Below are 21,009 nucleotides of genomic sequence, written 5' to 3'. Positions count from 1 at the left end.
TCAAAGGGTTTCGAGGCCGCGGGCCAGATCGGCCTGCATGTCGGCCACATGCTCCAGGCCCACGGCCATGCGAATCAAGCCTTGTGTGATACCTGCGGCTTGGCGCTGGTCTTCACTCAGCTTGCCGTGCGAAGTGCTGGCCGGGTGCGTGAGCAAGGTTTTGGTATCACCCAAGTTGGTGCACAGCGACAAGGTTTTCAAACTGTCGAGCACATGGAAGGCGCGTGCGCGTGCTGTCTGCGGGTCGCCCGCTTTCAAATCGAAGGACAAAACCGCACCGCCCATGCCCGACATCTGCTGCATCGACAAAGCGTATTGAGGATGGCTTTCCAGGCCAGGGTAATGCACGCGGGCCACAGCAGGATGACTTTGCAACCACAGGGCCATCTCGTGCGCACGGGCGCTTTGAGCGCGCATGCGGATGTCCAGCGTCTCCAAGCCTTTGAGCACCACCCAGGCATTGAAGGGCGACAGCACCATGCCACCGTTTTTCATGACAGGTAGGAACTTCTCTCGGACCATTTTGTCGGTGGCGCACAGCGCACCGGCCATGACACGGCCCTGTCCATCCAGGTATTTGGTGCCCGAATGCATGACGATGTCGGCACCCATGGCGATTGGGCGCTGCAAGATGGGCGTGGCAAAGCAGTTGTCCACCGCCAGCAAGGCGCCCGCGTTGTGCGCCAGATCGGCCAATGCGGCAATGTCACAGACTTCGGTCAGCGGATTGGTCGGTGTTTCGGCAAACAAAATTTTGGTGTTGGGCCGAATCGCGGCCTTCCATGCAGCCAGATCGGTCTGGGGCACCGTGGTGGATTCCACGCCAAAGCGTGCGAATTCGGAGCCAATCAGCTTGATGGTCGAGCCGAACATCGACTGCGAATAGACCACGTGGTCACCCGACTTGAGCAGGCTGAACAGCATCAACATCACAGACGACATGCCAGACGATGTGGCCAGACAGGCCTCGCTGCCTTCGAGCGCGGCCAAACGCATCTCAAAGCTGCTGACCGTGGGGTTGCCCGAGCGACCATAGGTGTAGCCGTCTTCCTCGCCCGCAAAGCGGCGAGCAGAAGCTTCAGCCGACGGCTGCACGTAGCCGCTGGTCAGGTAAAGGGCTTCGGAGTTTTCGCCGTACTGGCTGGGCGGCACCGCGGCACGCACGGCCAAGGTTTCCAGGTGCAGATCATCAAATTGCGAACGGTCAACCATGTCTCACCTCACTCGCTGGCGTTGGGCAAAGCCAAACGCGAATTGTCTTCAGCGCCCTCTTCGGTCTGAGGACGGGATTCATTGAGGCGGCTGATGTCGTCCGACGATATATCGCCCGTGACATACACACCGTCAAAGCAGGAGGCATCGAAAGCCGACAAGGCGCCAGCACCGGACACGCGGGCCTGGGCCACGGCGGTCTTCATCGCATCCACGTCCTGGTAAATCAGGGCATCGCAGCCAATGATCTGGCGAATTTCTTCAATGCTGCGGCCATGCGCCACCAACTCTTCAGCCGTGGGCATGTCAATGCCGTACACGTTGGGATAACGCACCGGTGGCGCCGCACTGGCCATGTAGACCTTGTTGGCGCCCGCGTCACGGGCCATCTGCACGATCTCGCGGCTGGTGGTGCCGCGCACGATGGAGTCATCCACCAGCAGCACATTGCGGCCCTTGAATTCGCTCACGATCACGTTGAGCTTTTGGCGCACGGACTTCTTGCGCACCGATTGGCCGGGCATGATGAAGGTGCGACCCACGTAACGGTTTTTGACAAAACCTTCGCGGTAGGGGATGCCCAGCAAATGCGCCAATTGGGTGGCACTTGGACGGCTCGATTCCGGGATCGGGATCACCACATCGATGTCGTTGGGGGGCACGGTGGAGATCACGCGTTTGGCCAGGGTCTCACCCAAGTTCAGGCGGGCTTGGTACACCGAAATACCGTCCATGGTCGAGTCAGGGCGGGCCAAGTAAACGTATTCAAAAATGCAAGGGCTCAGTTGCGATTTGTCAGCGCACATCTGGCTGTGCAACTGACCTTGCAGGTCGACAAAAACCGCCTCACCAGGCGCCACATCGCGCTCGAACTGGTGCATCGTGCCATCCAAAGCCACCGACTCGCTGGCCAGCATGATGGTGCCGTCCGCGCTGCGGCCCATGCACAGCGGGCGGATGCCGTGCGGATCGCGAAAAGCCAGCAAGCCATGGCCCGCGATCAAGGCGATCACGGCATAAGAGCCCTTCACACGGCGGTTCACGCCTCGCACGGCTTCAAACACATCGTTGGGCGTCAGGAGCAAGCCACGGGTGGTTTTTTCCAACTCGTGCGCCAGCACGTTGAGCAACACTTCAGAATCGCTCTCGGTGTTGATGTGGCGGTGGTCATTCGAGAACAACTCGGCCTTCAGGGCGTGGGCATTGGTCAGGTTGCCGTTGTGCACCAGCACCAAACCAAATGGCGCGTTCACATAAAAAGGCTGGGCCTCTTCTTCGCTGAAGGCATTGCCCGCCGTCGGGTAACGCACTTGGCCCAGGCCGCAATTGCCGGGCAGGGCACGCATGTTGCGGGTACGAAACACATCGCGGACCATGCCCTTGGCTTTGTGCATGAAAAACTTGCGGTCCAGCTGCGTGACGATGCCTGCGGCATCTTGACCACGGTGTTGCAACAACAACAAGGCGTCATAGATCAGCTGATTGACCGGTGCGCTGCTTGCAACGCCAACAATTCCACACATGGCTATTTCCGTTATAAATTAATCAACCCGATTCAAATCAGGGTAAAAACTTCGACATAGATTCAGGCATCAAAGGCTTAAGCCCTTGGATCGTCAGGTCCAGCCAGACCGGACATTTGGCGCTTTGCCACCAGTCACTTTGGGACAAACCGGTCAACTGCAAAACCACGGTGAATGCCAGCAAGAGCACCACACCTCGAGCCAAACCAAAAGCACCACCCAGCACACGGTCAACGGGCCGCAATCCCACCGATTCGATCAGCTTCTTGACCAACCAGGACAGCAAGGCAAAGACAAACAAACTGCCGACAAAAACCAGCACATAACCCACTGCGTATTGAACCGATGGCGCGGCGTTTTGCACAAAGGGCACCCAAGCCACCACATCGGTGGCCAGCCACTGCGCCAAAAAGAAAGCCGCCACCCAACCGGCCAGTGACAACACTTCGTAGACCAGGCCGCGCCACAACCCCACCACCATGGAGGCCAACAACACCCCCAACAAAGCCCAATCGGTGATGGAGACGGTCATCTCAAAGCTTCAAAATAGCCGGGGACAAGTCCAGCTTGCGGATGCGCGCAGCGGCCTTGTCGGCTTCCTCGCGACTGTCAAAAGGTCCGACGCGCACACGCGTTGTGGATTTGCCATCTTTGCCCTCCACCACTTGGGTGTAAGTCTTGAAGCCGCCTTTTTCCAATTTCTGACGCACTTCGCGCAGTTTGGCGGCATCGCTGAAAGCGCCCACCTGAATGATCACGCGCTCAGAGGCGGCAGACTTGCCTTCCAGCAAAGCCTTGGCCTTGTCGGCATCTGATTTGGATTTGTTCTTGGTTTTGGCCTCTGCATCGGCCTTGTCTTTCGCCGTTTGCGCCGCCTTGGCGTCATCCTTGGCATGCCCTGCTTCGGGTTTTTCTTTGGGCTTGTCAGCCTGCTTGTCTTTCGGCTTTTCCGCAGACTCAGGTTTGGCCTCGTTAGCGACGGCCGGAGCTGGCGCCGATGCCGAAGGCTGCACCACCTCTTCGCGTGGATCCAGCCCGGCTTGAGTGGACAAGGTTTCGGGCGCGATCTTCCAGGGTTTGGCGGGTGCTTGCGAAGCGGGCGTAGGCGCAGCGGCCGTGAGGGGCGCTACAGCTTGGCGATCCGGGATCACGATGGGCGTGTCCACCGCCACTGGGCGGGGCTGCGTGTCAAACACGAGGGGAAAACCCACCACCGCGAACAAGACCAGTACCACGGCACCGATCAATCGGTAACGTGCTCGGCGGCGCACGACTTCGATGTTTTCATTGGGTCCCGACGCCACGGCTTCGGCAAAAGCGGTGCGATCAGGAATACGGAACTTGAAAAAGGCCATGGCGGGTGCTCAGGGGCTGAGGTGTTTGGCTTGCAGGCGCGGTATGCCGTCTTGCAATACACCGCCCACCGTATAGAAGGAGCCAAAGACGACGATTCTATCAGTCGGGTCCGCCGCATCGATGGCCGCTTGCAGCGCGCCCATGGGGGACGGATGAAGGCTGGCAGTCACATCTTTGCGGGTATTTTGCTCGGTCCATACTTGGTGTAGATCGACCGCTTTGGCAGCCCTGGGCAAGGGCAAATCGGTGAAATACCAGCGGTCAATCAAGGGGTTGACGCGCTGCAGCATGGGCAACAAGTCTTTGTCTGCCATGGCCCCGAACACCGCGTGGGTGGTGGGGTAAAAGCCCATGGCATCCAGGTTCTCGGCCAAAGCCGCCACCGAATGCGGGTTGTGCGCCACATCCAGCACCAAAACCGGCTCTCCCGGGATGATCTGGAACCGGCCGGGCAACTCGACCATGGCCAAGCCATTGCGCACCGCTTGCGCCGTCACCGGGATGCGGGGGCGCAAGGCGTCGAGCGCCGCCAGCACCCCCGAGGCATTGACCAATTGGTTGGCACCACGCAAGGCGGGATAGGCCATGCCGGCATAACGGCGACCGCGCCCGGCCCAGCCCCACTGCTGCTTGTCGCCTGAAAAGTTGAAGTCTTGCCCAAAGCGCCACAAGTCTGCGCCGATGGCCGCAGCATGGTCCAACACACTTTGTGGCGGCACCGGATCGCTCAGGATGACAGGCCTGCCGGCGCGCATGATGCCGGCCTTCTCAAAACCAATGCTTTCTCGGTCTTTGCCCAAAATGGCGGTGTGGTCGATGTCGATGCTGGTGATCACGGCGCAATCGGCATCAACGATGTTGACCGCGTCCAGTCGGCCGCCCAGCCCCACCTCCAAAATGGCCACATCCAGATTCGACTGGGCCATCATGTGCAAGATGGCCAGGGTGCTGAATTCAAAATAGGTCAGGCTCACATCGCCACGCACCGCCTCGACCGCGGCAAAAGCCTGGGCAAACTGTTCGGGCTTGGCCGACTCGCCGTGCAGGCGGCAGCGCTCTTCAAAATGCACCAAGTGCGGCGAGGTGTACACGCCCGTGCGGTAACCGGCTTCCAGCAAGATGGCTTCGAGCATGGCGCAGGTCGAGCCTTTGCCGTTGGTGCCGGCCACGGTGATGACCGGGCAGTCGAACTTCAAGGCCATGCGGTCGGCGACGGTTTTCACCCGGTCCAAGCCCATGTCGATGGCCACGGGGTGTAGTTGCTCGCACCAGTCGAGCCATTCCTGTAGAGTCTTCATAGGCGGCGATTGTCGCCCACTCCCACAGCTTTCACCCACAAGAACCCGCATGGACCTCATTGTTTACGGCATTCCCAACTGCGACAGCGTCAAAAAAGCCCGCACTTGGCTGAGCGACCAAGGCCTGAACGCCACCTTCCACGACTTTAAAAAGCAAGGCGTTCCTGCCGACGCACTGGACGGCTGGATGGCCGCGTGCGGCTGGGAAACCGTGCTCAACCGCAAAGGCACCACTTGGCGCAAGCTCGACGCCACCGTGCAGGCCAGCGTCCACGACACCCCCAGCGCCAAGGCTGTCATGCTGGAACACGCCAGCACCATCAAGCGCCCAGTGATCGCCTGGCCCTCAGGGCGCATCAGTATTGGCTACACCCCAGAGCTCTGGCCCCTGTAAAGCTGGGCTTACGAATCTTTACCTGACTCAGCATTCCAGGCCACTGACAGGCCGCTAAACTTCAAATATTGAGGAATCAGGAGGCATCCACCATGAAAAAATTCACGACCAGTGCGCTTTTGCTGGCTTTGGCCAGCTTGGCGCAAGCCCAAGAAGTCGGTCAGGTGATTTCGCGCACCGCCGTTTACCAGCAAGTGGCCGTGCCGCGCCAGACCTGCAGCCAAAGCCCTGTCGCCGTGCAAAACCCCACCTCGGGTGCAGGCGCGCTGATGGGGGCCATTGCGGGCGGTGCCGTGGGCAGCCAGATCGGCGGCGGCACTGGCCAGGCACTGGCCACCATGGCGGGCATCGTAGGAGGCTCCATATTGGGTGACCGGATTGAAAATCCTGGCAGCCAAATGCAAAACCAAACCACCTGCACCACCCAGAACTTCATGGAAAACCGTTTGGTGGGCTATACCGTGGTCTATGAATACGCGGGCAAACAACACACGGTGCAATTGCCGCAAGATCCTGGCCCAACGATCCAATTGCAAGTCACCCCCTTGGGCGCAACCCAAGCCGCAGCCCCTGCGCCTGTCGCGGTGACGCAACCCCAGACGGTGATCAGCCAACCCTCGGTGGTTTACGTGCCCACACCGGTTTACCGATCTTACCCACCGATTTACACCAACCTCAACTTTGGGTGGGGCTGGGGTGGTGGCCATTACGGCGGACATCGCCATTGGCGCTGAGCCCCCCGATGGGGCTTGCCTCATCTGACCTAAAATCACGGGTTGATCGTTTGACCCGCCAAACAGGGGCCGCATCAGGCCCTTTTTTGCATTTGCACTCCAACACACCATGACCACCCAAAAAATCGACGGCGCATCCGTCACCACCCAAGCCAATGTTTACTTTGACGGCAAATGCGTCAGCCACGGCCTGACCTTGGCCGACGGCACCAAGCTGTCGGTGGGCGTGATCTTGCCCGCCACATTGACCTTCAACACCGGCGCGCCTGAAATCATGGAATGCGTGGGCGGCTTTTGCGAGTACAAACTCGACGGCAGCACCGAATGGGTCAAGTCCAGCGCGGGCGAAAAATTCAATGTGCCCGGCAACTCCAAGTTCGAGATCCGCGTGACCGAGCCCTACCACTACATCTGCCACTTCGGTTGAACCCCTGGCCGATCGGAACCCCATGAGCACCATCTTGCAAAACCTGCCCAAAGGGCAAAAAGTCGGTATCGCCTTCTCGGGCGGTCTGGACACCTCTGCTGCCCTGTTGTGGATGAAGCAAAAGGGCGCCCTGCCCTACGCTTACACCGCCAACCTGGGCCAGCCTGACGAAGCCGACTACAACGAAATTCCCCGCAAGGCGATGGAATACGGCGCCGAAAAAGCCCGCTTGGTCGACTGCCGCACCCAACTGGCCCACGAAGGCATCGCCGCCATCCAGTGCGGCGCCTTCCACATCTCTACCGGTGGCATCACCTACTTCAACACCACGCCTCTCGGCCGCGCCGTGACCGGCACCATGTTGGTGGCCGCCATGAAGGAAGACGACGTCAACATCTGGGGCGACGGCAGCACCTTCAAGGGCAACGACATCGAGCGCTTTTACCGCTACGGACTGCTCACCAACCCGAGCCTGAAGATCTACAAACCTTGGCTGGACCAGCTGTTCATCGACGAGCTCGGTGGCCGCGCCGAAATGAGCGCCTTCATGACCGCCAACGGCTTTGGCTACAAGATGAGCGCCGAAAAGGCCTACTCCACCGACAGCAACATGCTCGGCGCGACCCACGAAGCCAAGGACCTGGAAAGCCTGGCCAGCGGCATGAAGATCGTCAACCCCATCATGGGCGTGGCGTTCTGGAAGCCCGAAGTCGAAGTGAAAGCCGAAGAAGTGAGCGTGCGATTTGAAGAAGGCATGCCCGTGGCCCTGAACGGCGTGGAATACGCCGACCCGGTCGAGCTGTTCCTGAAAGCGAACGAAATCGGCGGCCGCCACGGTTTGGGCATGAGCGACCAGATTGAGAACCGCATCATCGAAGCCAAGAGCCGCGGCATCTACGAAGCCCCCGGCATGGCGCTGCTGCACATCGCCTACGAGCGTTTGGTCACCGGCATCCACAACGAAGACACCATCGAGCAGTACCGGATCAACGGTCTGCGTCTGGGTCGCCTGTTGTATCAAGGCCGTTGGTTCGACCCACAGTCCATCATGTTGCGCGAAACCGCCCAGCGCTGGGTGGCCCGCGCAGTGACCGGCACCGTGACGCTTGAGCTGCGCCGTGGCAACGACTACAGCATCCTGAACACCGACTCGCCCAACCTGACTTACGCCCCCGAGCGTTTGTCGATGGAAAAAGTGGAAGACGCCCCGTTCAGCCCGCTGGACCGCATCGGCCAGCTGACCATGCGCAACCTCGACATCGTGGACACCCGCGCCAAGCTGGGCATCTACGCGCACACTGGTTTGTTGTCGGTGGGTGAAGGTCCGCACATCTACAAACTGGACGGCAGCGGCAAGAAGTGATGTTTTTGTCTCTTCAATGAAAAACGGCCTTCGGGCCGTTTTTTGTTTTGTGCTTGCGTTTCAGGTGTTTTCCGCCTTGTTGCGGGTGCCTGCCGGCTCGCCTCATAACTCGCTTCGCTCGCCAAATCGGCGAGTCCGGCAGGCACTCTCACCAAGGCTACGTTCTGTCATAAAAAGGGGAAGTCTTTGACCCACCAGCAACGCAGCCCCGGGTATTGGCCTGAGCGGATCGGCCGATTTGGCGAGCGAAGCGAGTTATGAGGCCGACCGCTCAGGCCAATACCCGGGGCGGAACACAGGCGCTCCAAACCACAACGAGCGAAGCCTCAAATCACCACAGGTTCCGGCTCCAACCGAATCCCAAACCGCTCGTACACGCTGGTCTGAATCGCCTTGGCCAAGGTCATCACCTCGCCCCCAGTGCAGGGGTTCTCTCTCCCACCTCGATTGACCAGCACCAGGGCCTGCTTTTCGTAGACCCCTGCGTGCCCCACGGTCTTGCCCTTCCAGCCGCAGGCGTCGATCAGCCAGCCCGCGGCCAGCTTGATGGAGCCGTCGGGCATGGGGTAATGCACCACCTTGGGTTCGCGGGCGATGATGTCGGCGCATTGTTCGGGCGTCACGCTCGGGTTCTTGAAGAAACTGCCCGCATTGCCAATCATGGCCGGGTCGGGCAGTTTGGCGCGGCGGATCGCCACCACCCAGTCAAAAATCTGCCGGGCATCGGGGCTGTGGATGCCGGTTTCGGCCATCTTGCGCTCCAAATCCAGGTAACCCAGCTCGGGTTTCCAACGCTTGGGCAGCGCAAAGCGCACCCGCAAAATGATGGCACGGCCTGCCAGGCCCAAGCCGTCAGGCCCGCCAGAGGCGTGTTTGAACACCGAGTCGCGGTAACTGAAGCCGCACTGCGCCGCATTCAAACTGAACAACTCGCCGGTCAGCATGTCCATGGCGTCAAGCGAATCAAAGCGGTCTTGCAACTCCACGCCATAGGCGCCGATGTTTTGCACGGGCGATGCGCCCACGGTGCCGGGGATGAGCGCCATGTTTTCAAGGCCCGGATACCCGTGGTCCAAGGTCCAGGCGACCAGCTCGTGCCAGCCCACGCCCGCACCGGCTTCGATGATCCAGTGCTTGTCGGTTTCACTGGCCAGTCGCAGGCCGGGCACTTCCACTTTGAGCACAAGAGCCTTCACATCGCCGGTCAGCACGATGTTGCTGCCACCGCCCAGCACCTGCCGGGGCAAGGTGGCCAGCGCAGGGTCGGCCAGCACGGCGCGCAAATCGTCCTCTGAGCGCACGCGCACCAAAGCGTGCGCCTTGGCGGCGATGCCGAAGGTGTTGTACGGCTGCAGGGGGACGTTTTTCTCCAAGTTCATGGGAGAATTGTCGCATTCTCAACCTTTGAATTTTTCAGCCATGCCCTCGTTTGATACCGTTTGCGAACCCAATATGGTCGAAGTGCGCAACGCCGTTGACACTTCCGCCAAAGAAATCGGCACCCGTTTTGATTTCAAAGGCACATCGGCTGCCATTGAACTCAAGGACAAAGACATCACCCTGTACGGCGATGCCGACTTTCAGCTCACGCAGGTCGAAGACATCCTGCGCAACAAACTCACCAAACGCAATGTGGACGTGCGCTTTCTGGACATCGGCAAGGTCGAAAAAATCGGCGGCGACAAGGTCAAGCAAGTGATCAAAGTGAAAAATGGCATCGAGACCGAAGACGCCAAAAAGATCACCAAGCTGATCAAGGAAAGCAAGATCAAGGTGCAAGCGTCCATCCAGGGCGATGCCGTGCGCGTCACAGGTGCCAAGCGCGACGACCTGCAAGCCGCCATGGCCCTGCTGCGCAAAGACATGACCGAGTTGCCCCTGTCGTTCGACAACTTCCGCGACTGAGTTCAATCGCTTGCAGGGCAAGTTCCCACTGGGCCATCCGCTCAGGCTGCCGATGTGGGAGCCAGCCCTGCTGGCGATTTGATCAACAGCGATCCACGAGCGATCGCTTGAAGGGCAGGCGCCTACAGAGCGCTGCCCTTTGCAGCCTGATGCGTCAGGCTTTTTTTGCGCCCAATTTGGATTCGGTGCCCGCCAGCAGGCGGTTGATGTTTTCGCGGTGACGCCAAACCAAGAGCAGCGCCATGACAGCCAAGCACAGCACCTCGGCCCCAACGGCCTGCCAAGCCACGCCGTCACCGAACAGGTAAAACACCGGCGCAAAGACCGCGGCCACCATGGACGCCAGCGACACATAACGGCTGAAATACACCACGATGGCAAAGGTGCCCAAGGTGGCCAGCGCCAGCAGACCGTTCACGCCCACCAACACCCCCACCGCTGTGGCCACGCCCTTGCCGCCTTTGAAGCCAAAGAACACCGGGTACAGGTGCCCCAGAAAAGCCGCCAAGCCCGCCACTGCGGCCACGCCCGTGCCCAGGCCATAGGGCTCGCCAAAGGTCAAGATCAACGCCACAGGCAACCAGCCTTTGACGGCATCCAGCAGCAAGGTCAGGATGGCCGCTTTTTTGCTGCCCGAGCGCAGCACATTGGTGGCACCGGGGTTTTTGCTGCCATAGCTGCGCGGGTCGTTCAGGCCCATGAGCTGGCTCACGATGACCGCAAAACTGAGCGACCCCACCAGATAGGCGGCCAGCACCGCGCCCACTTGAATCAACCATGCCATCGAGATCTCCCTTGTCTTTAAATTGGCGTCATTCTGCCAGTGCGCAGTTCACCGGCTTGGCACTCAGCAACTGCAAACACACTTGCGGGTCGATGCCCACCAGATAGCCACGCCTGCCGCCATTGATGCAAATGCGTGGCAAAGTGAGGATGGTTTCTTCGATGAACACCGGCATGGCCCGCCGCGTGGCAAAGGGGGAGGTGCCGCCCACCAGGTAACCGCTGTGGCGGTTGGCCACCTCGGGGGCGCACGGCTCAATCGATTTGAGCCCCACTTGCCGCGCCAGATTTTTGGTGGACACCTTGCGGTTGCCGTGCATCAGCACCACCAGCGGCTTGGCGTCCTGGTCTTGCATGATCAAGGTTTTGACTACGCTGAACGGGTCCATGCCCAGCACCTGCGCGCTGTGCTGGGCCCCGCCGTGCTCCAGGTATTCGTAAGGGTGCTCGGAGAAATCCACCCCGTGCTGTCGCAAGAGCGCTGTGGCCGGGGTTTCGCTGACTTTGTCTTTCTTGGCCATGCGTCCGATCACAAAGCCGGGTCGCGCATTTCCCAGCGGATGTCGTCAATGGCCTTGAGCACCTCGGGCGAGAGCTGTGTGCTCCAGGCGGCCAGATCTTCGCTCAGTTGGGCCAGCGAAGTCACACCGATGATGGTGCTGGCCACGCTCCAGCGGTGGTAGCAAAACGCCAGCGCCATCTGGGTCGGCGTCATGCCGTTGTCGCGGGCCAACTGGTTGTAGCGGCGTGCGGCCACCAAAGCTTCCGGACGGCCCCAGCGCTGCTTGCGCATGGAGTCATAACGCGCAATGCGGCCGCCATCGGGCACCAGCGGGCCTTTCAGGTCGTCGTTGTCGTACTTGCCGGTGAGCAAGCCAAAACCCAAAGGCGAATAAGCCAACATCGACACATTCAGGCGATAGCATGTTTCGTCCAGACCGTTGTCATAGGTGCGGCTGACGAGGCAATAGGGGTTTTGCACCGTGGCCACGCGCGGCAGGCCATGCTGCTCGGCCAGGCGCACAAATTCGTGCACGCCGTAAGGCGTTTCATTCGACAGGCCGATGTAACGCACCTTGCCCGCCTTGACCAGTTTGGACAGCACTTCGAGTTGCTCGTGGATGGACGTGATCGACTTGTCTTTGGCCGGATCGAAATAGGTGATGCCGAAAGCCGGCACGTGGCGCTCAGGCCAGTGAATTTGGTACAGATCGATCACATCGGTCTGCAGACGGCGCAAGCTGGCGTCGCACGAGTTCAGGATGTCTTGGCCCGTCATGCCCGTGCCTTCGCGGATCCAGGGCATGCCGCGCGAAGGGCCCGCCACTTTGGTGGCCAGCACCAGCTTCTGGCGAGCGCCAGGGTTTTTGGCGAACCAGTTGCCGATGTAGGTTTCAGTTGCCCCACATGTGTCGGCCGAGGCCGGGACGGCATACATTTCGGCGGTATCGATGAAGTTGATGCCTGCTTCGAGCGATCGGTCCAGGATGGCATGCGAATCGGCTTCATTCACTTGCTGGCCAAAAGTCATGGTGCCCAGGCAAATGGGGGTCACTTGCAGGTCGGATTGACCCAGTTGAACGCGTTTCATGGTGATTCCTGTCGGTGATGGCATGGATTGGACAAGGTGCTTGTCCGGTTGGGGCTTATTTTGTCACGCAGCTGCGCCTGGTTTTGTCGCCAAGGCTTTGGCCTCCTCTTGCAGGCGCAGCACGCGCCGCTGGACCTTGCCAGTGGTGGTCATGGGCAGCTGGTCGATGAACTCGATCTCTTTGGGGTATTCGTACGGGGCCAAGAGCCCGCGCACATGGGCTTGCAACTGGGCACGCACCGCGTCATCGAAAGCCGCTTGCCCAGCACCTGTAGGCCTTTGGGCCAGGCAATCGGGCGACATCACCACAAAGGCCTTGACCACCGCACCCCGTTCCGCGTCGGGCTTGGGCACCACGGCGGCATTGGCCACGGCGACGTGTTTGACCAGGCAGTTTTCAATCTCGCCCGGCCCAATGCGGTAACCCGCCGCCTTGAACATGTCGTCGGTGCGGCCTTGGTACCAAAGGTAGCCGTCCTCGTCGGCCACGGCCATGTCGCCGGTGCGGCACCAGTCGCCCGTGTATTTGGCGGTGGTGGCTTTGTCGTTGTTCCAGTAACCCAAAAAGAACACCGGATCGGGTTGTCCATGCACATCCAAGCGGTTGACCGCCACCTCGCCCGGCGTGCCTGCGGGGCACAACTGGCCAGCCTCATCAATGACAGCGACCTGGTGACCCGGATACCCCTTGCCCATGCTGCCGGCCCGCGCGGGCCACAAGCGGGCGCAGTTGCCCACCACGTAATTGATCTCGGTCTGGCCAAACATCTCGTTGACCGTGACGCCCAATTGCGCTTGGCAGTAGCCAAACACCGCGTCCCCCACGGCCTCGCCCGCGCTCATGATGGCTTGCAGCTTGAGCCGGTAACGTGCCTTCGCATCGGGCACGGCTTTCATCATGGCCTTGAGCGCGGTGGGGAACAAAAACGTGTGCGTCACGCCGTGGCTTTGCAAAATCTCAAACGCCGCCTCGGGCGAAAAGCGTCCATTGAACGCCACGATGGGTCGGCCAAAGTACAGGCTGGGCAACAAAGCGTCCATCAACCCGCCCGTCCAGGCCCAATCGGCAGGCGACCAAAACACCGCCTGGGTCTGGCTGCCGGGCCGGTCGGGGTCAAAGCCAAACCAGTTTTGGCTGCACACAAAACCCGTCAGGTTGCCGATCAAGGCGCGGTGGGGGATCAGCGCCCCCTTGGGGTTGCCGGTGGTGCCACTGGTGTAAATCAGCACGGCAGGCTCATCGGCCAAAGTGGACACCGGCTTGAACGTGGCCGCTTGGGCAGCGCACGCCTTGGCGTAATCCAAATCGGCCACTTCACCCGCAGCGCCCACGCCGATCAGGCACTGCAAGCCGGGGCAGTCTGGGCGCGCCTGCTTCAGGGCGTCAGCCGTGGATTCATCGCACACCGCCACGCGGGCCTGGCTGTCGTTGATGCGAAAAGACAAGGCCTCAGGCCCAAACAGCATCGACAGCGGCATGGCCACAGCGCCCATTTGCAAGACCGCCATGTAGGCCACGGCGGTTTCAAAACGCTGCGGCATGACAATCGCCACACGGTCACCGCGCCGCACACCTTGCGCACGCAGCACTTGGCTCAATCGGTTGGCCGCGCTTTGCAATTGGGCAAAGGTGAAGCGGCGGCCCAGGCCCTGCCCCGCCACGTGTTCACGGATCGCCACGCGCCGTGCGGTGGCAGTTTGGGCGGCCCATTGGCCGCAACAAGCGTGGGCCATGTTGAAGCGCTTGGGCACCTTCCAGCCAAAACCTTGGTGAATGGCCTGGTAGCGGTCCTGTGCTGCTGCGGTGCGGCGGTCATCGGTGTGACTGCGTGTCATGGCTGGTCTCCTTATGATCGAAAGTATGTACCAAGTTTTACGTCCATCCTCCAGCTCTTGGGTGCCGCTGCGCGGCTGCCAGTACCACGTGCGACAGTGGGGCAAGCCCACGCCCGGCACCACCCCCATCGTGCTGGCCCACGGCTGGATGGATGTGGCCGCCTCTTACCAGTTCATGGTTGACGCCCTGTCTGAGGCCTTTGTGCAGCAGCGCTCCATCATCGCCTTCGACTGGCGCGGCTACGGCCTGACAGAAGCACCGGCCACCGACAGCTACTGGTTCCCCGACTACCTGGCCGATCTGGACGCCTTGCTGGACAAGCTCTACCCCGGCCAAACCATCGACTTGGTGGGCCACAGCATGGGCGGCAACGTGGTGATGATGTACGCAGGGGCACGCCCTGAGCGCATTCGCCGCTTGGTCAACCTCGAAGGCTTTGGCATGCCCGACACCCGGCCGGCCCAAGCGCCTGGCCGCATGGCCCAGTGGCTGGATGAGATCAAAGCCACCCGCCAAGGCGACAACGACCTCAAGACCTACGCCAGTGCTGAGGGCGTGGCCGCCCGCCTGATGAAAACCAACCAGCGCCTCTCACAAGACAAGGCCGACTGGCTGGCCCAACATTGGGCCAAGCCCGATGCCAATGGCCAATGGCGCATCCTGGGGGACGCCGCTCACAAAGTGATCAACCCCTACCTCTACCGCGCCGAAGAGACCCTGGCCACCTATGCCCGCATCACCTGCCCGGTGCTGGCGGTCGAAGCCACCGACGACTCGCTGGGCGTCTGGTGGAAAGGCAAGTACACCCTGGACCAGTACCATGAGCGGCTCCTATCCGTTCCCCAGGTACAGATCGCGCGTATCGACAACGCCGGCCACATGCTGCAGCACGACCAGCCCGAGCAACTGGCCCGCCTGCTCGAAGACTTCTTGGCCTGAAGTCAAACGTTCACACAAGGCCTCTAAAATCGCTGGCCAATACCAAATTTCAGGGATTCCTCGTGCGTCACTTCACCCTTGCCTTGCTCAGCACGGCCATCACCGGACTGATGGCCAGCGCCCCTGCCCTGGCTGAATCATCCGAGCGTTACTGCCCATCGTTTTTGGCTGTGGATGGCGCGCCCGAGCCTTCGCACCGCGGTGAGTTCGTGTTCTCGCCTTACACCCACCACTGGAGCAAAAGCGACGAGCACAAACCGGTGGTGCTGGTCGCTTTGGACGAACAACTGCCCGGCAACCGCTTTTGCGGCGTGGCCTTGTTCAGCAACTCTTTTGGCCAACCCTCGACCTATGTGTACGCCGGTCAACAGTTCAACAACCTGCTGGGCATGCCCAACTTGTTTGTCAAAGTCACCGCAGGCATCTTGTACGGCTACGTCGGCAAATACGAGAACAAGGTCCCTCTGAACCACAACGGTTTCTCGCCAGCCGTCATTCCCTCCCTGGGCTACCGCCTCAACGAGCACGACTCGCTGCAGGTCAAATTGCTGGGCACAGCTGGCCTGATGTTCTCGTACGGGCGGCAGTTTTAAGCCCTGAGCGGGTCGGCCACAGGCCCAAGTCGTGAGAAAATGCCCGGTTTACCGAACCGGACTTTTCTCATGGACGCAGAACACATCAACCAAATCGGCGCAACGCTGGCAGACCTGTCGGCCCGTACGAACGAACTTCGGGGGTATCTTTGACTACGATGCCAAATCTGAACGGCTGAGAACCGTCAACGCATCGCTCGAAGATCCGGCGGTCTGGAACGACCCCAAGAAAGCCCAAGAACTGGGCAAAGAGAAAAAAGCCCTCGACGGCGTGGTGGTGACCATCACCAACCTGACCAGCGAGTTGGCCGACAACCTTGAGCTCTTCGAGATGAGCAAGGAAGAAGGCGACGAGGCAGGCCTGCAAACCATCGAAGCCGAAGGCGCCAAGCTGACCCAACTGGTCGAAGATCTGGAATTTCGCCGCATGTTCCGCCACGAGGCGGACCCTCTCAACTGCTTTGTCGACATCCAAGCCGGTGCCGGTGGCACCGAGGCCTGCGACTGGGCCAGCATGCTGCTGCGCCAGTACCTCAAGTACGCCGAACGCAAAGGCTTCAAAGCCACGGTGGAAGAAGAAACCGGTGGCGACACCGCTGGCATCAAGAGCGCGACCATCAAGATCGAAGGCGAATACGCCTACGGCCTGCTGCGCACCGAAACCGGCGTGCACCGCCTGGTGCGCAAAAGCCCGTTCGACTCGTCGGGTGGCCGCCACACCTCGTTCGCTTCGCTGTTTGTGTACCCCGAGATCGACGACTCGATCGAGATCAACATCAACCCGTCTGACGTGCGCACCGACACCTACCGCGCCAGCGGTGCGGGCGGTCAGCACATCAACAAGACCGACTCGGCCGTGCGCCTGACCCACATCCCCACGGGCATCGTGGTGCAGTGCCAAGACGGCCGCAGCCAACACAGCAACCGCGATGTGGCTTGGCAACGCCTGCGCTCGCGCCTGTACGACTACGAAATGCGCAAGCGCATGGAAGAGCAGCAAAAGCTCGAAGACACCAAGACCGATGTGGGCTGGGGTCACCAGATCCGCAGCTATGTGCTGGACAACAGCCGCATCAAGGACTTGCGCACCAACGTCGAAATCTCGGCCACCCAAAAAGTGCTCGATGGCGACCTCGATGCGTTCATCGAAGCCTCGCTCAAACAAGGCCTCTGACCTGTTCAGACCCTCAGCCATACGGAGTTAGTGATGCGTGAAGGACAACCCACCGCGATCCAACGGGAGGCTTATGCCGCCCCGGCCTTTTGGATCGACACCGTCGATTTGACCTTTGATCTGGACCCGGCCAAAACCCGCGTCCTGAACAAGATGCGCCTGCGCCGCAACCCCGATGTGGCGGCCCAGCCGCTGCGTCTGGATGGCGAAGACCTGAACCTGGCCCGCGTGCTGGTCAACGGTGGCGGCACCTCGTTCAAGATGGACGGTGCGCAGCTGGTGCTGGAAAACCTGCCCGAAGGCCATGAGCCTTTCGACTTGGAAATCTTCACCACCTGCAACCCCGAGAAGAACACCCAGCTGATGGGCCTGTACGTCAGCAACGACTCGTTCTTCACGCAGTGCGAGGCCGAGGGTTTCCGCCGCATCACCTATTTCCTGGACCGCCCAGACGTGATGGCCAGCTACACCGTCACGCTGCGTGCCGACAAGGCCAAGTACCCTGTGCTGCTTTCCAACGGCAACTTGGTCGAGCAAGGCGCCTTGGACGACGGGCGCCACTTTGCCAAGTGGGTCGACCCGCACAAAAAGCCCTGCTACCTGTTCGCCCTCGTGGCCGGTCAACTGGTGGCTCGCGAGCAGCGCATCGTCAGCCGAAGCGGCACCGAGCATTTGTTGCAGGTGTTTGTGCGCCCTGGCGACCTGGACAAGACCGAACACGCGATGAACTCGCTCATGGCCAGCGTGGCTTGGGACGAGGCCCGCTTTGGCCTGCCGCTGGACCTGGAACGCTTCATGATCGTCGCCACCAGCGACTTCAACATGGGCGCGATGGAAAACAAGGGCCTGAACATCTTCAACACCAAGTTCGTGCTGGCCAACCCCGCCACCGCCACCGACCTGGATTTCGGCAACATCGAATCCGTCGTCGGCCACGAGTATTTTCACAACTGGACCGGCAACCGCATCACCTGCCGCGACTGGTTCCAGCTCTCGCTGAAAGAAGGCCTGACGGTTTTCCGCGACCAAGAATTCAGCCAGGACATGGCAGGGGTTGCCAGCGCCCGCGCCGTCAAGCGCATCGAAGACGTGCGCGTCTTGCGCACCGTGCAGTTTGCCGAAGACGCCGGCCCCATGGCCCACCCCGTGCGCCCCGACAGCTATGTTGAGATCAACAACTTCTACACCGTCACCATCTACGAAAAAGGCTCCGAAGTCGTTCGCATGATGCAAACCCTGGTGGCCAGCCCCGCTGACCTGCAGGGCCGCGACGGGTTTGCCAAGGGCATGAAGCTCTACTTCGAGCGCCACGATGGCCAAGCCGTGACCTGCGACGATTTTGCGCAAGCCATTGCCGACGCCAACCCCGGCTCGGCCCTGGCGCAAAACCTGAGCACCTTCAAGCGCTGGTACAGCCAAGCGGGGACACCCCGCCTGCAAGCGCATGGCGCCTACAACGCCGCCGAGCGCAGCTACACCCTGACGCTGTCCCAGAGCTGCCCTGCCACGCCCGACCAGGCCAGCAAAAAGCCCTTCGTGATCCCCGTCACGCTGGGCCTGTTGTCGCGCGACGGCCAGGCCCTGGCTTTGCAGCAAGCCGGCAGCGCTGACGTGTTGCCCCAGCAAACCCTGGTGCTGACCGAAGCCAGCGCCAGCTACACCTTTGTCAACATCGACAGCGAACCCGTGCCCTCGCTGCTGCGCGGTTTCAGCGCCCCGGTGGTGCTGGATGATGGCCTGAGCACCGCCGAGCTGCTGTGCTTGCTGGCCCACGACAGCGACCCCTTCAACCAATGGGAAGCCGGTCAACGCCTGATGCTGCAAAGCGCAGTGCAAGCCCTGACGCAAGACAGCGCTGGCCCCGTGCTGTCCGACGAGTTGGTCGCTGCGCTGCGCAACGTGCTGCGCCACCCCGAGCTGGACGCCGCCTTCAAAGACCTGGCGCTCACCCTGCCGTCCGAGAACTACATCGCCGACCAGCTGAGCATGGTGGACCCACAGCGCGTGCACGCGGTGCGCGAAGCCATGCGCCTGCAACTGGCCACTGCTTTGCAAGCCGACTGGCAATGGGCCTGGGACGCACACAAAAACAACGGCGCTTACTCGCCCGATGCCCTGTCCAGCGGCCGCCGCGCCCTGGCCGGTCTGGCCATGAACATGCTGTGCATCGCCGCAGTGCAGACCGGCGATGCCGTGACGCCGGGCCGCGTGTACCAACAGTTCAAAGACGCCAGCAACATGACCGACCGCTTCAACGCGCTGTCGGCCCTGGTGGTCAGCGGTCACGCCTTGGCGCACGACGCGTTGGCGCTGTTCCACAAACTGTTCCAACACGAAGCCCTGGTCATCGACAAATGGTTTGCCCTGCAAGCCGGTGCGCCCGACCGCGCTGGCGACGTGCTGCCGCGTGTGCGCCAGCTGATGCAACACGCCGACTTCAGCCTGCGCAACCCCAACCGCGCCCGCAGCCTGATTTTCAGCTACTGCAGCGCCAACCCCGCAGCTTTTCACCGTGCCGACGCGGCAGGCTATGTGTACTGGAGCGAGCAGGTGCTGGCGCTGGACGCCATCAACCCGCAAGTGGCCGCCCGCCTGGCCCGCGCCATGGACCGCTGGAGCCGCCTGGCCGAGCCCTACCGCAGCGCGGCCCAAGTGGCCATCGAACGCGTGGCCGCCAAAGCCGACCTCAGCAACGACGTGCGCGAAGTCATCAGCCGTGCACTGAACGCCGCTTGAGCCGTCATCGCTTGAACCGAATCCAAGGAAACCCCATGAGCAAAATCTCCCTCTCCCGCTACCTGGTGGAGCAGCAACGCGACAAAGGCCACATCCCGGCTGACCTGCGCCTGCTGCTCGAAGTGGTGGCCCGCGCCTGCAAAAGCATCAGCCACGCCGTCAACAAAGGCGCTTTGGGCGGCGTGCTGGGCAGCGCCGAAAGCGAAAACGTGCAAGGCGAAGTCCAGAAAAAACTCGACATCATCGCCAACGAAGTGCTGCTCGAAGCCAACGAATGGGGCGGCCACCTGGCGGCCATGGCCTCCGAAGAAATGGACAGCATCTACCTGGTGCCCAACCGTTACCCGCAAGGCGAATACCTCTTGCTGTTCGATCCTTTGGACGGCTCGTCCAACATCGACGTCAACGTCAGCATCGGCACCATCTTCAGCGTGCTCAAAAAGCCCGAAGGCGACCAAGGCGTGACCGAGCAAGACTTCTTGCAACCGGGCCACCAGCAAGTGGCCGCAGGCTACTGCGTGTATGGCCCACAGACCACCTTGGTGCTGACGGTGGGCGACGGCGTGAGCATGTTCACGCTGGACCGCGAGCAAGGCTCTTTCGTGCTCACACAAGAAAACGTGCAAGTGCCTGCCGACACCAAAGAGTTCGCCATCAACATGAGCAATATGCGCCACTGGGACGAGCCCGTGCGCCGCTACATCGACGAATGCCTGCAAGGCAAAGAAGGCCCACGCGGCAAAGACTTCAACATGCGCTGGATCGCCAGCATGGTGGCCGACGTGCACCGCATCCTGACCCGTGGCGGCGTGTTCATGTACCCCTGGGACAAGCGTGAGCCGCACAAAGCCGGCAAGCTGCGCCTGATGTACGAAGCCAACCCCATGAGCTGGCTGATCGAACAAGCCGGTGGCGCCTCCACCAACGGCAAGACCCGCATCCTGGACCTGCAACCGAGCCAACTGCACGAACGCGTGAGCGTCATGCTCGGCTCCAAAAACGAAGTTGAACGCGTGACCAGCTACCACGCGAAGGTATAATTTTTTTAAAGGTTAGCCGGTGTAGCTCAGTCGGTAGAGCAGCTCATTCGTAATGAGAAGGTCGGGTGTTCGATTCATCTCTCCGGCACCAACACATCAGGGTC

At 61.0% G+C, this 21,009-nt stretch carries 20 protein-coding genes and 1 tRNA gene; 11 read left to right on the top strand and 10 right to left on the bottom strand.

Translation table 11 applies throughout. The features are described 5' to 3' along the window. The 5 genes from QLQ16_RS00460 to folC are packed head-to-tail and all read right to left on the bottom strand — an operon-like array spanning position 1 to position 5,389. Positions 1 to 1,212 carry an O-succinylhomoserine sulfhydrylase gene (locus tag QLQ16_RS00460; protein WP_283222726.1) on the bottom strand — a complete coding sequence of 404 codons (1,212 nt, stop codon included), beginning with the start codon at positions 1,210 to 1,212 and terminating at the stop codon, positions 1 to 3. A gap of 8 nt (positions 1,213 to 1,220) precedes the next feature. Then, positions 1,221 to 2,735 carry an amidophosphoribosyltransferase gene (gene purF / locus QLQ16_RS00455; RefSeq protein ID WP_283222725.1) on the bottom strand — a complete coding sequence of 505 codons (1,515 nt, stop codon included), beginning with the start codon at positions 2,733 to 2,735 and terminating at the stop codon, positions 1,221 to 1,223. 37 nt (positions 2,736 to 2,772) lie between these two features. Then, positions 2,773 to 3,267 (bottom strand): CvpA family protein, encoded by a 495-nt coding sequence (locus QLQ16_RS00450; RefSeq protein ID WP_283222724.1) that lies wholly within the window; start codon positions 3,265 to 3,267, stop codon positions 2,773 to 2,775. Between the two features lies 1 nt (position 3,268). Next, entirely contained in the window at positions 3,269 to 4,090 is an 822-nt protein-coding gene (locus tag QLQ16_RS00445) for an SPOR domain-containing protein (RefSeq protein ID WP_283222723.1), read from the bottom strand. Positions 4,091 to 4,099: 9 nt separating this feature from the next. Beyond that, the gene (gene folC, locus QLQ16_RS00440) at positions 4,100 to 5,389 is read right to left on the bottom strand and encodes a bifunctional tetrahydrofolate synthase/dihydrofolate synthase (protein WP_283222722.1); all 1,290 of its coding nucleotides are present in this window, start codon (positions 5,387 to 5,389) and stop codon (positions 4,100 to 4,102) included. Between the two features lie 49 nt (positions 5,390 to 5,438). On the opposite strand from folC, the gene QLQ16_RS00435 reads away from it, so the two are divergent. The 4 genes from QLQ16_RS00435 (at position 5,439) to argG (ending at position 8,307) form a co-directional block, all read left to right on the top strand. Beyond that, positions 5,439 to 5,783, top strand: coding sequence for an arsenate reductase (locus QLQ16_RS00435; protein ID WP_283222721.1), 345 nt, complete (start codon positions 5,439 to 5,441; stop codon positions 5,781 to 5,783). Between the two features lie 92 nt (positions 5,784 to 5,875). After that, entirely contained in the window at positions 5,876 to 6,517 is a 642-nt protein-coding gene (locus QLQ16_RS00430; protein WP_283222720.1) for a glycine zipper 2TM domain-containing protein, read from the top strand. Positions 6,518 to 6,626: 109 nt separating this feature from the next. Next, positions 6,627 to 6,944 carry a pyrimidine/purine nucleoside phosphorylase gene (ppnP, locus tag QLQ16_RS00425; RefSeq protein ID WP_283222719.1) on the top strand — a complete coding sequence of 106 codons (318 nt, stop codon included), beginning with the start codon at positions 6,627 to 6,629 and terminating at the stop codon, positions 6,942 to 6,944. A 22-nt stretch (positions 6,945 to 6,966) separates the two neighbouring features. Continuing rightward, positions 6,967 to 8,307 (top strand): argininosuccinate synthase, encoded by a 1,341-nt coding sequence (gene argG / locus QLQ16_RS00420; protein ID WP_283222718.1) that lies wholly within the window; start codon positions 6,967 to 6,969, stop codon positions 8,305 to 8,307. A gap of 326 nt (positions 8,308 to 8,633) precedes the next feature. On the opposite strand, the gene murB is transcribed toward argG, so the two are convergent. Next, the gene (gene murB / locus QLQ16_RS00415) at positions 8,634 to 9,686 is read right to left on the bottom strand and encodes a UDP-N-acetylmuramate dehydrogenase (protein ID WP_283222717.1); all 1,053 of its coding nucleotides are present in this window, start codon (positions 9,684 to 9,686) and stop codon (positions 8,634 to 8,636) included. A gap of 40 nt (positions 9,687 to 9,726) precedes the next feature. On the opposite strand from murB, the gene QLQ16_RS00410 reads away from it, so the two are divergent. After that, on the top strand, positions 9,727 to 10,212 hold the full coding sequence (locus tag QLQ16_RS00410) for a YajQ family cyclic di-GMP-binding protein (protein ID WP_283222716.1): 486 nt from the start codon (positions 9,727 to 9,729) through the stop codon (positions 10,210 to 10,212). Positions 10,213 to 10,366: 154 nt separating this feature from the next. Here QLQ16_RS00410 and plsY read toward each other — a convergent pair whose 3' ends face one another. From plsY to QLQ16_RS00390, 4 genes are all read right to left on the bottom strand, one after another. Continuing rightward, positions 10,367 to 10,996, bottom strand: a complete 630-nt coding sequence (gene plsY, locus QLQ16_RS00405; protein WP_283222715.1) for a glycerol-3-phosphate 1-O-acyltransferase PlsY — start codon at positions 10,994 to 10,996, stop codon at positions 10,367 to 10,369. A gap of 28 nt (positions 10,997 to 11,024) precedes the next feature. Continuing rightward, positions 11,025 to 11,516 (bottom strand): aminoacyl-tRNA deacylase, encoded by a 492-nt coding sequence (locus QLQ16_RS00400; protein WP_283222714.1) that lies wholly within the window; start codon positions 11,514 to 11,516, stop codon positions 11,025 to 11,027. 8 nt (positions 11,517 to 11,524) lie between these two features. Continuing rightward, positions 11,525 to 12,586 (bottom strand): aldo/keto reductase, encoded by a 1,062-nt coding sequence (locus QLQ16_RS00395; protein ID WP_283222713.1) that lies wholly within the window; start codon positions 12,584 to 12,586, stop codon positions 11,525 to 11,527. Positions 12,587 to 12,649: 63 nt separating this feature from the next. Then, a complete protein-coding gene (locus QLQ16_RS00390; RefSeq protein WP_283222712.1) occupies positions 12,650 to 14,422 on the bottom strand; it encodes an acetate--CoA ligase in 1,773 nt (590 codons plus the stop codon). A 25-nt stretch (positions 14,423 to 14,447) separates the two neighbouring features. Between QLQ16_RS00390 and QLQ16_RS00385 the strand changes: the two genes are divergently transcribed. The 6 genes from QLQ16_RS00385 to QLQ16_RS00360 all read left to right on the top strand — a co-directional run bounded on the left by QLQ16_RS00385 (position 14,448) and on the right by QLQ16_RS00360 (position 20,996). After that, the gene (locus QLQ16_RS00385) at positions 14,448 to 15,362 is read left to right on the top strand and encodes an alpha/beta fold hydrolase (RefSeq protein ID WP_283222711.1); all 915 of its coding nucleotides are present in this window, start codon (positions 14,448 to 14,450) and stop codon (positions 15,360 to 15,362) included. Positions 15,363 to 15,424: 62 nt separating this feature from the next. Beyond that, a complete protein-coding gene (locus tag QLQ16_RS00380; protein WP_283222710.1) occupies positions 15,425 to 15,955 on the top strand; it encodes a hypothetical protein in 531 nt (176 codons plus the stop codon). A 69-nt stretch (positions 15,956 to 16,024) separates the two neighbouring features. Further along, a protein-coding gene (gene prfB / locus QLQ16_RS00375; RefSeq protein ID WP_283222709.1) for a peptide chain release factor 2 occupies positions 16,025 to 17,129 on the top strand; the annotation gives its coding sequence in 2 pieces (ribosomal slippage) (positions 16,025 to 16,105 and positions 16,107 to 17,129; 1,104 coding nt in all). 33 nt (positions 17,130 to 17,162) lie between these two features. Beyond that, positions 17,163 to 19,865: an aminopeptidase N gene (gene pepN / locus QLQ16_RS00370; RefSeq protein WP_283222708.1), complete on the top strand. Its 2,703-nt coding sequence runs from the start codon at positions 17,163 to 17,165 to the stop codon at positions 19,863 to 19,865. 35 nt (positions 19,866 to 19,900) lie between these two features. After that, positions 19,901 to 20,905 (top strand): class 1 fructose-bisphosphatase, encoded by a 1,005-nt coding sequence (locus QLQ16_RS00365; protein ID WP_283222707.1) that lies wholly within the window; start codon positions 19,901 to 19,903, stop codon positions 20,903 to 20,905. 15 nt (positions 20,906 to 20,920) lie between these two features. After that, positions 20,921 to 20,996 (top strand) — tRNA-Thr (locus QLQ16_RS00360). The last annotated feature ends 13 nt before the right edge of the window (positions 20,997 to 21,009 follow it).

The organism is Limnohabitans lacus (genome assembly GCF_030053395.1).
Classification (GTDB): Bacteria; Pseudomonadota; Gammaproteobacteria; order Burkholderiales; family Burkholderiaceae_C; genus Limnohabitans_A; species Limnohabitans_A lacus.
The sequence above is the reverse complement of the archived record's forward strand: the minus strand, read 5'-3'. Positions and strand labels throughout refer to the sequence as shown.

Coding starts and splice junctions, on each gene's coding strand:
- murB (WP_283222717.1), bottom strand. CDS start 9,686: ATGAACTTGGAGAAAAACGTCCCCCTGCAGCCGTACAACACCTTCGGC.
- QLQ16_RS00430 (WP_283222720.1), top strand. CDS start 5,876: ATGAAAAAATTCACGACCAGTGCGCTTTTGCTGGCTTTGGCCAGCTTG.
- QLQ16_RS00450 (WP_283222724.1), bottom strand. CDS start 3,267: ATGACCGTCTCCATCACCGATTGGGCTTTGTTGGGGGTGTTGTTGGCC.
- QLQ16_RS00435 (WP_283222721.1), top strand. CDS start 5,439: ATGGACCTCATTGTTTACGGCATTCCCAACTGCGACAGCGTCAAAAAA.
- folC (WP_283222722.1), bottom strand. CDS start 5,389: ATGAAGACTCTACAGGAATGGCTCGACTGGTGCGAGCAACTACACCCC.
- QLQ16_RS00400 (WP_283222714.1), bottom strand. CDS start 11,516: ATGGCCAAGAAAGACAAAGTCAGCGAAACCCCGGCCACAGCGCTCTTG.
- argG (WP_283222718.1), top strand. CDS start 6,967: ATGAGCACCATCTTGCAAAACCTGCCCAAAGGGCAAAAAGTCGGTATC.
- QLQ16_RS00390 (WP_283222712.1), bottom strand. CDS start 14,422: ATGACACGCAGTCACACCGATGACCGCCGCACCGCAGCAGCACAGGAC.
- QLQ16_RS00385 (WP_283222711.1), top strand. CDS start 14,448: ATGTACCAAGTTTTACGTCCATCCTCCAGCTCTTGGGTGCCGCTGCGC.
- plsY (WP_283222715.1), bottom strand. CDS start 10,996: ATGGCATGGTTGATTCAAGTGGGCGCGGTGCTGGCCGCCTATCTGGTG.
- QLQ16_RS00410 (WP_283222716.1), top strand. CDS start 9,727: ATGCCCTCGTTTGATACCGTTTGCGAACCCAATATGGTCGAAGTGCGC.
- ppnP (WP_283222719.1), top strand. CDS start 6,627: ATGACCACCCAAAAAATCGACGGCGCATCCGTCACCACCCAAGCCAAT.
- QLQ16_RS00395 (WP_283222713.1), bottom strand. CDS start 12,586: ATGAAACGCGTTCAACTGGGTCAATCCGACCTGCAAGTGACCCCCATT.
- QLQ16_RS00460 (WP_283222726.1), bottom strand. CDS start 1,212: ATGGTTGACCGTTCGCAATTTGATGATCTGCACCTGGAAACCTTGGCC.
- QLQ16_RS00445 (WP_283222723.1), bottom strand. CDS start 4,090: ATGGCCTTTTTCAAGTTCCGTATTCCTGATCGCACCGCTTTTGCCGAA.
- pepN (WP_283222708.1), top strand. CDS start 17,163: ATGCGTGAAGGACAACCCACCGCGATCCAACGGGAGGCTTATGCCGCC.
- purF (WP_283222725.1), bottom strand. CDS start 2,735: ATGTGTGGAATTGTTGGCGTTGCAAGCAGCGCACCGGTCAATCAGCTG.
- QLQ16_RS00365 (WP_283222707.1), top strand. CDS start 19,901: ATGAGCAAAATCTCCCTCTCCCGCTACCTGGTGGAGCAGCAACGCGAC.